Here is an 8,866-nt window from a genome sequence, read left to right on the forward strand (position 1 = left end):
GATTATCAAATTTTGTCAGCAGAATTAGTAGTTATTAATCAGGAAGATTCATTTACTGCGTAATTCAAAAATTTCCGCATTCCTGCTGCACGTTTGTATACACGCGTGCAAGCGGCTGCCTCACCGCACAGGATGACGGGCGGATGAACAGCAGGAACCTATCATGAGATTATATGGCAGCAGGTTCGGGCATTACCTTGCTGAGGTAGCTGATGAAAGTCCAGATTTCCAGCACATCATTTACCGGCACTTCAAAAGGGGTGTAGTCAGGGTTCAGGGAACGCAGCAGGAACGTGCCTTTCTCTTTGATGCAGTTGGTGGCCAGTTTGAAAACAATATCTTCTTCCGTACCGCCGAGCACCAGGATACAGGCGGTATCCGGCTTCAGGCGGGACCAGTCTTCCACGTACTGTGCAACAATATGGCTGCCATCGGGGATGGGTTCCATGGAATCACCGCTGATGGGGAACATGCGGATGGTTTTGCCGCGGGGAAGTTCAGGCAGGGTAAAGCGGGGCAGCCCGGCAATAAATGCAGGATCCGCAAACCCATTCCTGTAGCCGGCTCTGGCCTTTGCCGGCACATATTCCATATTTTCTTCGTTGTGACTGTCTACCGTAATCGGCAATATACGTATATGCCTTCCCGTAAGATCCACCGTGTTGCCGGCTTCCAGTGCCAGCAACTGTTCTTCGCTGGCCTGCTGCAGATCTGCTTTGATAAATGTTTCGAGATCTATCCGGAAAAAAGATGAAATCAGTACCAGGTCATCCAGCCGGGGATTCCTGGTCTTGCCGCTTTCCTGTGCCGTAATCTTGTTCCTGTTAACGCCCAGCAATGCTGCCAGCTGCTGCTGCGATATCTTTTTACGTGAACGTAATATTCTCAGGTTACCTGCCCAGTAAGTCGGCTGCTTCGTCATCTTCTTTAATATTTACGAAAAATTATATGTATATTGAATGGCAGCAAATTTATAACATTTGCCGGAAAGCCGTATCCTAAAAAGTTTCCCGGCCACTGATATACGAAAACAGGTTGTCTGTACATCACAACCTGTTATTGATAAAATTTACTGCAGGTTGCTCCTTTTTTTACGATTTTTGATCTGCATGCGTAGAGCACTGTTGCATATATTATTTTGGTTCGTTTACCTGCTGCAGGACGCCCTGCTGGAATTCGTATGGATAGGCCCCGCGCTGGGCGATCTTACGGACGAACAACGCCTGTTCGTGGCTATCAAAACAGCCTTCATCACCCTGACACCCAAACTGCTGTTCACTTATTTTATACTCCTGGTCACTATTCCGCAAACGCTGAAGGAAGAAAAGAAAACGATCAGGATTGTGGCGGAAACATTCGTGGTATTGCTGGCGTCTATTATCCTCTACCGCCTGATCTTCAATTATTACCTGAACCCCGTCATATACAAGGGGATGCTGAAACAAAAGCCCCTGTGGGATCTCAGCAGAGGGCTGCTGGCACTGATGGACCTGGGCTTTGTATCGGGTATCGCCGGCATGCTCAAGCTGCTGCGCACGCAGGTGAGCGCCAAAGAGCGGGAAAAAAATCTCATGAAAGAAAAACTGGAAACAGAACTCAAGTTTCTGCGTAACCAGATCAACCCGCACTTTTTATTCAATACCCTCAACAATATTTATGCGCTGGCCCGGAAGAAGTCAGACAAAACCCCGGAGATCGTCATGAAGCTCTCCAAGCTGCTGCGCTTTATGCTGTACGAATCCCGCAAGGACCAGATACCGGTGGCCGCAGAAATTAAAATGCTGGATGACTGCCTGGAACTGGAAAGGATCCGGTATAATGAAAGACTGACGATCACCTTTCATAAAGAGATAGACAACGACATGCAGCTGATAGCGCCGCTGCTGCTGCTGCCGTTTGTGGAGAACGCCTTCAAGCACGGTGTCAGCGAAACGCGGTTCGAATCCTTCATTCACATCGCTATCCGCCTGCAGGCCTCCATCCTGACCTTTACCATCTCCAATACCAAGGATAACGACGGCTCCCATGAAGTAACGGACAACATCGGACTCAGTAATGTCAGGCGGCAGCTGGAGCTGATGTACAAAGACTACCAGCTGAAAGTAGAGAACAGCGACCATATTTTTAATGTTCACCTCACGATTAATCTCAGCAGTCATGCAAAAATATAACTGCATCATTGTAGAAGATGAACCGCTTGCGGCAGAAGTGCTGCAGGACTATATCATACAGGTTCCCTTCCTGAATTTTAAAGGCACCTGCAGCGATGCCATCTATGCCATGGAACTGTTGCAGCAGCAACCGGTAGATCTCATATTCCTGGATATTCATCTGCCCAAACTCAAAGGGCTGCCTTTCATCAAAGCGCTGAAACATCCGCCGCAGATCATCATCACCACGGCGTATCAGGAATATGCGCTGCAGGGATATGAGTATAACGTTGTCGACTATCTGCTAAAGCCCATAGAGTTCAGCCGCTTCCTGATGGCAGTGAATAAACTGAAACAGCAGCCTGCCGCCGCTGCGCCGGAACAACAGGCGCCGGCTCCCAGAGCGGGAGAGCGCCCCCATCTGTTCTTCAACGTGAGCAAACGTAAAGTGAAAGTCTACCTGGATGAAATCCTCTACATCGAAAGCCTGAAAGAATATATCAACATCTTCACAAAAGATAAAACCATTCTCACCAAATTTCCTCTGGGAGAAATAGAAGAAATGCTCGCGCGCAACAACTTCCTGCGCATACACCGGTCGTTCATCATCTCAAAAGATAAGATCGACGCCTTTACCGCAACTGATGTGGAGATCAACAACAAATCCATCCCTATCGGGCGCAGTTATAAGGAACTGGTAATGAGCGTGCTTACTCCGCCATCCTGGTAGAATAACCTGTTATTGTATATCAGGAACAGGAATCACCGTACCAATGCCCGGCGGCCGCCCGAAAATGTTGTGTGTGTACACGAACCGGCTGCCCGTTGAATAGCCCGCCATATGCGGCCGTATGCATGTACTTTCATTGTATCAGTATTCCAAAATCTACCGCAATGAGACATGTTTACGCTTCAGTATTCCTGTTGCTGATTTGTTTATTCCCCATAGCAGCAGCTGCACAGCAGGCAGTAACCGGAACGGTTATAGCCGGCGATACCCGGCAGCCGGTACCGGGAGCCACTATCAGAATCAGGAACACATCATCCGGCACACAAACAAATGCACAGGGACGCTTTACCCTCAAAGCCCCGTCCGGCGTCACGCTGGAAGTCACCTCAGTAGGCTTCGCCCCGAAACTGTTCGTTGTTGGCAATGCCCCTGAGTACAATATTGAACTATCGCCTTCAGCCACCGCATTAACAGAAATTATTGTTACGAGCCAGGGCATCAGAAAGGAAAAAAGGAGTCTGGGCTACGCAGTGGCTACTATCACCAGCTCTGAAATCGGCGACAACGCCAGTCCGATCAATGCCTTACAGGGTAAGGTAGCCGGGTTGAGCATTACCTCCGGTAATGCCCCCGGCGCATCTTCCCGTATCGTGCTGCGCGGCCCCACATCTTTCTCCGGCAATAACCAGCCGGTGTTTATCATCGATGGCGTGCCCGTGAGTAATGATAACATGCGTAACGCCGATTTTCTGAATGACCAGGTCGACTACGGCAACCGCGGCAATGACCTCAACCCCGCCGAAATAGAATCAGTGACGGTGCTGAAAGGCCCCGCTGCTGCTGCCTTATACGGTAGCATTGCTTCCAACGGCGCCATCCTGATTACCACCAAAAAAGGAAAAAGGAACAGCCGCGCACAGATTAACTTCACCACCTCCTACGCGTTGTCAGGTATCCTCCGGCTGCCCACCTTCCAGAATAAGTTCGGGCAGGGAAATATGGATGGCATCCCCGATGACCGCCGTGAAAACTTTAGCTGGGGTGAGCCTTTCGACGGAAAGGAAAGACCTTACGGACAAATCATCGACGGTAAGCAGCAGCTGAAAAAGTATGAAGCCATTCCCAACAATGTCCGAGATTTCTTTGAACACGGACAGATCTGGAATAATAACCTGTCTGTTTCCGGCGGCAATGAAAGTTCTACGTACTACCTGTCACTCGCCGCACTCAATAACAAAAAGGAAATTCCGGGCACCCATTTCAACAAGTATAATATCCGCCTGAGCGGAACTTCTGAGTTCTCGCCGAAGTTCTCCAGCAGCGCCACTATCGGCTACTCCAATATAGCCGGTAACCTGCCGCTGGCCGGACAAACCAATTCAGTATACAGTTCTGTTTTCCAGCAACCGAGAGATATTTCTATCGTTGACTTTAAAGATCTGAGCAATCCTTTCAACGGAACATTTATTGCTGCCGACGGAACGCCCACCTATGGCTATTATGGCGCTTACTCCAAAAATCCTTACTTCCTGCTGGCTAATTACAGCAATACCAATGCGGTAGACCGCCTCACCGGTAATTTCGCGCTGACGTATAAGCCACTGGAAGGACTGGAAATAACAGAGCGGGTAGGTGCGGATATTTATTCCGACCGCAGATATGAGAAAGGAGCGAAGTATGACTTTAAACCGGCCGACCCTTTTTACGAAGGTAACCCCTGGAAGGATAACGGCAGGTACCAGGAAGATCTTATCAACTACTATCAGTTCAACCATGACCTGATGGTCAGCTATTCGCGGCAGCTTAACAGGAACCTTAACCTGAAAGTGATGCTGGGTAATAACGTGCGTATGGAGAAAAGAACACGTACCATTACCACCACCAACCCTTCGGGAGGCCTTGTCATACCCGGCTTCTACAGCTTCACCAACTCCAACGGACCGCTGTTGGGTACCAACACTGTTTTCAACAAAAGATTATATGGTTTCTACGGTTCCGCAGATGTGGAGTACCGGAACATGCTGTTCCTGGGCATCACCGGAAGAAATGATGTTTCTTCCACGTTACCGTCAGACAACAATGCTTATTTCTACCCCAGCATTAACGGCGCCTTTGTGTTCAGCGAGTTGTTTAAGGATAAGGCGCTGTCTGATGTGCTCAGCTTTGGTAAAATCAGGGCCGGCTTTGCCAAGGTAGGCGCGGATGCAGACCCTTATCTGCTCAGCACCAGCTACGGTGTTACAGATATTGCTACCGATTTCGGGCAGCTGACTTTCCCGTTATCCAGCGATGGCGTACTGGTACCGGGTTTCACCCGCAATGACCAGATCGGCAATGCGCGGATAAAACCGGAATTCACCCAGTCCCTCGAAATCGGAACAGAGCTTTCCTTCTTCCGGGACCGCCTGGGGCTGGACTTCTCCTGGTATAATACCAAATCCACCAACCAGATAGTAAGAGTGCCGACAGCGCCTTCCACCGGGTACACCAGCACCATTATCAATACCGGCGAGATGAGGAACAATGGTATTGAAATAGGGTTGAAATCCATTCCCGTAAACACCGGATACGGGCTGAAGGTAGAGGTCTTCGGCACTTTTAACAAAGTAAGCAGCAAGGTAGTAAGCATTGCACCTGGATTGCAGCAGATCTCCATCGGGCGCGGACTTACTACCATGGGACAGGTGGCCGCCGTAGGCATGCCCTATGGAACCTTCTACGGGCAGGGGTTTGCGACTGATCCGGCCAGTGGAAAAATTATAGTGGACAAAATTACGGGCCTGCCGCTGAACAATGTTACCAATTATTACGACACCTATCTGCCCGATTATGCCGCTTCGCTGGGCACCAATGTGTCATACCGGAATTTCAGCCTGCGGGTATTGTTTGACACCAAACAGGGCGGTATTTTTTACTCCCAGACCAAGAGCACCATTTCTTTTGGCGGTTACACAGAAGAAACGACCTATAACGACCGGAAGGATTATGTATGGCCTAACTCAGTGTATGATGACGGCAACGGCAAGTTTGTAGAAAATACCAGCGTCAAATTTCATCCGTATAAATACTGGACATCTGTAGCGCCGCAGGCAGCTTTCCTGATAGATGCCAGCTATATCAAGCTGCGCGAGGCTTCCCTGCAGTACACCGTGCCGTCGCAACTGGTAAAGCGTATAGGCTTCACCGGTTTATCCGCCACGTTGTACGGGAACAACCTGTTCCTCTGGACGCCGGCCTCCAATCAGTTTGCCGATCCGGAAATCAATTCACAGGGAGCCGGAAACGTACAGGGGTATGAGTTCTTATCCAATTTATCCCTCCGCAATTACGGTATTAAGATTCAGGCCACTTTATGATTCCTCATTTTAATTTTTTCTGCAGATGAAAAAGACATTTATACTGTCGCTGTTGACAACATGCCTGACAATATTCCCGGGATGTAAAAAATTCCTGGACATCAACAAAGATCCCAACAATGCGGAAGACGTACCGGTAGCATACCTGCTGCCATCCGCACAAGCTGCCATATCTTTTTCAGTTGGAAACACACTGGGCCTGATGGGTGGTATATGGAGCCAGTACTGGACCCAGAGTCCAAGCGCATCCCAGTACCGCCCGCTGGACCAGTACTCGCCGGATCCCGGCGCTTTTGGCAACGTCTGGGAAACGCTTACTTCCGATGCGCTGGAAGACCTGCAGCAGGTGATTGATAAAAGTACCGTGCAGAAGAAGTCGCAGTACACCGCCATTGCACTCATCCTGAAAGTGTATACGTTCCAGTTAGTCACCGACCTGTGGGGAGACGTACCCTTCACAGAAGCGCTGAAAGGGGAGGAGAATATATCTCCGGTGTATGACCGGCAATCCGATATCTACAATCACCTGGTGAAGACGCTGGACGATGCCATGGCGCTGATTAATCCGGATGACCCCAATGCACCCGGCGGCGATGACCTGATTTACGGCGGCGATATGGAAAGGTGGGCGCATTTCGCCAATACCCTGAAACTGAAGATAGGGCTGCGGCTCGCAAAGAAGGATCCGGTGCGCGCGGCGGCGGTGGTGCGTACCCTGGCAGGGAAAATATTTTTACAGGAAGATGAAACCGCCATGCAGCGTTTCAACGCTACAGGCGGGCAGCAGAACCCTTTGTACGGCGCCATATCAGCAGGGCTGGGAGGTGTTTCCAACCTGGTGGCCAGCGCCACTACCGTGGACTTTTTCAACAGGTATAATGACCCCCGGATAGCGGCATTTTACGCACCGGTACCTTCCGGCAGCTATGCCGCCATTCCGCAGGGGAGCTATGAAACTTATATCTCCAACGATCCGTTATCCAAGCCGTCTGCCAGAACAGGTGCGAATGTAGACCTGTCTGCCTCCGCGCTGGCGCCGGTGAAATGGATGACCAGCTATGAGTCCAGTTTCCTGCAGGCCGAAGCCGTAGTAAGAGGCTGGCTGCCGGGAGATGCAGCTGCATTATACCTGGATGGCATACAACAGAGCTTTGACGCCTACGCTACCGGCGGTTTCGATGATTATGCAGCGCAGCCGGAGATTGCCTTTCCTGCGGGTGGCAGCGTAGAAACAAAAATAGCTGCCATCATTACCCAGAAGTGGGCAGCGATGTGTGGTAATCAGAATATAGAAGCCTGGACGGAGTGGAGACGCACCGGTTACCCGTCTTTCTTCATTGAATCAAAGGCGTCTATCATAGGGGCGGGGAGATTTCCGCAAACCTTCCTGTATCCTAATTCGGAGCTGACCCGCAACCCGAATGCGCCGCGGCAGCATCTCATTTATGAAAAGGTCTGGTGGGCGCAATAACGAATCAGTATAACTAACTAAAATGCATATACGCTATGAAGCAGTGGTATATATTTTTTATGGCCGTCGTATGCCTGGCCTGTAAGAAAACAGATAACGTGGTGACGCAGGTGGTAACGCCGGTGTATCCCCGTATCACCCTGAACGGGGAAAAACTCATCTCCACAGGTGTTGGAGGTACCTACAATGACCCCGGCGCAGTGGCTTTTGACAGCCTCACGAATACCACCACCGCTTTAACGCCGGTGGCCAATAACGTAGATCTCAGCAGGGCCGGATTCTATTTCGTGACTTTCCAGGCAAAGAACCTCTATGGTTACCGTAGTACGCTGACCCGTATGGTACTGGCTACCACCGTACCTGCAGAAGATGACATCAGCGGAACCTATAAACGTACTACCAACAGCAGCACCCTGCATGTGGTAAAAATAGGAAGAGGCGTATACCGGCTCGATAATGTAGCCGGCTCCAATGATCCCTCCCTGTCATTCCCCTACCTGATAGGCTTCACTGATGCCGCCTCTTTCCAGGGCCCTTCCCAGGATACACCGTTTGGCGCCTTCTCTTTAAAAGACACAAAAATTGTAAGAGATGGTAATACAGTTACCATACAATGGGTGATTAACGGAGCAGGGTTTCCGGCAAGCGTACGGCAGTTCAGGAGAATCTAGAATCTAGAATTACGAATTACGAATTGCGAATTACGAATGTAGAAGCGAAGATTAAAACGAAGATTAAAGGTGATGTTAATAGTTATCACCTTTAATCTTCATTTTAATCTTCGCTTCTACATTCGTAATTCGCAATTCGTAATTCGTAATTCAATTTATTTTATAACCCCAATGCATATACGTAAATAATCTTCGTATATCCGCTACCGGAGCTGTTTTTGATGAAAACGGGAAAAATCCCGGTCCGGGTTTTCCGGGAATTGAATATTTTGCGTGAGCAATGGCGGTATTAGCCGCTGTTGCTAAATGGTAAAATTTTTTAAGGTCAAAAAAAAATATTTTTTTGATCAGAAGTGCATAATTTCATTGTAGCACATTATCCTCAGATGTATGCCCCTTTGAAACATGCCCTTGGCGACACTAGCAACTTTTTTGACAATTAAGGCAACGAACCATTAGGCAGGAGACACAAAAAGGTAATCTAAACT

General features: G+C 49.3%; 6 protein-coding genes. 5 read left to right on the forward strand and 1 reads right to left on the reverse strand.

Annotation, left to right across the window (positions count from 1 at the left end; translation table 11 throughout):
• Positions 1-169: 169 nt before the first annotated feature.
• Positions 170-922, reverse strand: coding sequence for an XRE family transcriptional regulator (locus GWG06_RS00745; RefSeq protein ID WP_160710819.1), 753 nt, complete (start codon positions 920-922; stop codon positions 170-172).
• Between the two features lie 187 nt (positions 923-1,109).
• On the opposite strand from GWG06_RS00745, the gene GWG06_RS00750 reads away from it, so the two are divergent.
• The 5 genes from GWG06_RS00750 to GWG06_RS00770 all read left to right on the forward strand — a co-directional run bounded on the left by GWG06_RS00750 (position 1,110) and on the right by GWG06_RS00770 (position 8,378).
• On the forward strand, positions 1,110-2,171 hold the full coding sequence (locus GWG06_RS00750; protein ID WP_160710820.1) for a sensor histidine kinase: 1,062 nt from the start codon (positions 1,110-1,112) through the stop codon (positions 2,169-2,171).
• The gene (locus tag GWG06_RS00755; RefSeq protein WP_127033862.1) at positions 2,158-2,880 is read left to right on the forward strand and encodes a LytR/AlgR family response regulator transcription factor; all 723 of its coding nucleotides are present in this window, start codon (positions 2,158-2,160) and stop codon (positions 2,878-2,880) included. The genes GWG06_RS00750 and GWG06_RS00755 overlap by 14 nt, the downstream gene beginning before the upstream one ends.
• Positions 2,881-3,044: 164 nt before the next feature.
• A complete protein-coding gene (locus GWG06_RS00760; protein WP_160710821.1) occupies positions 3,045-6,236 on the forward strand; it encodes a SusC/RagA family TonB-linked outer membrane protein in 3,192 nt (1,063 codons plus the stop codon).
• Positions 6,237-6,261: 25 nt separating this feature from the next.
• Positions 6,262-7,707, forward strand: coding sequence for a SusD/RagB family nutrient-binding outer membrane lipoprotein (locus GWG06_RS00765; protein WP_160710822.1), 1,446 nt, complete (start codon positions 6,262-6,264; stop codon positions 7,705-7,707).
• Between the two features lie 35 nt (positions 7,708-7,742).
• Positions 7,743-8,378, forward strand: coding sequence for an immunoglobulin-like domain-containing protein (locus tag GWG06_RS00770; RefSeq protein WP_160710823.1), 636 nt, complete (start codon positions 7,743-7,745; stop codon positions 8,376-8,378).
• Positions 8,379-8,866 lie beyond the last annotated feature (488 nt).

The sequence above is a fragment of the Chitinophaga solisilvae genome, from assembly GCF_009928525.1.
Lineage (GTDB): Bacteria > Bacteroidota > Bacteroidia > Chitinophagales > Chitinophagaceae > Chitinophaga > Chitinophaga solisilvae.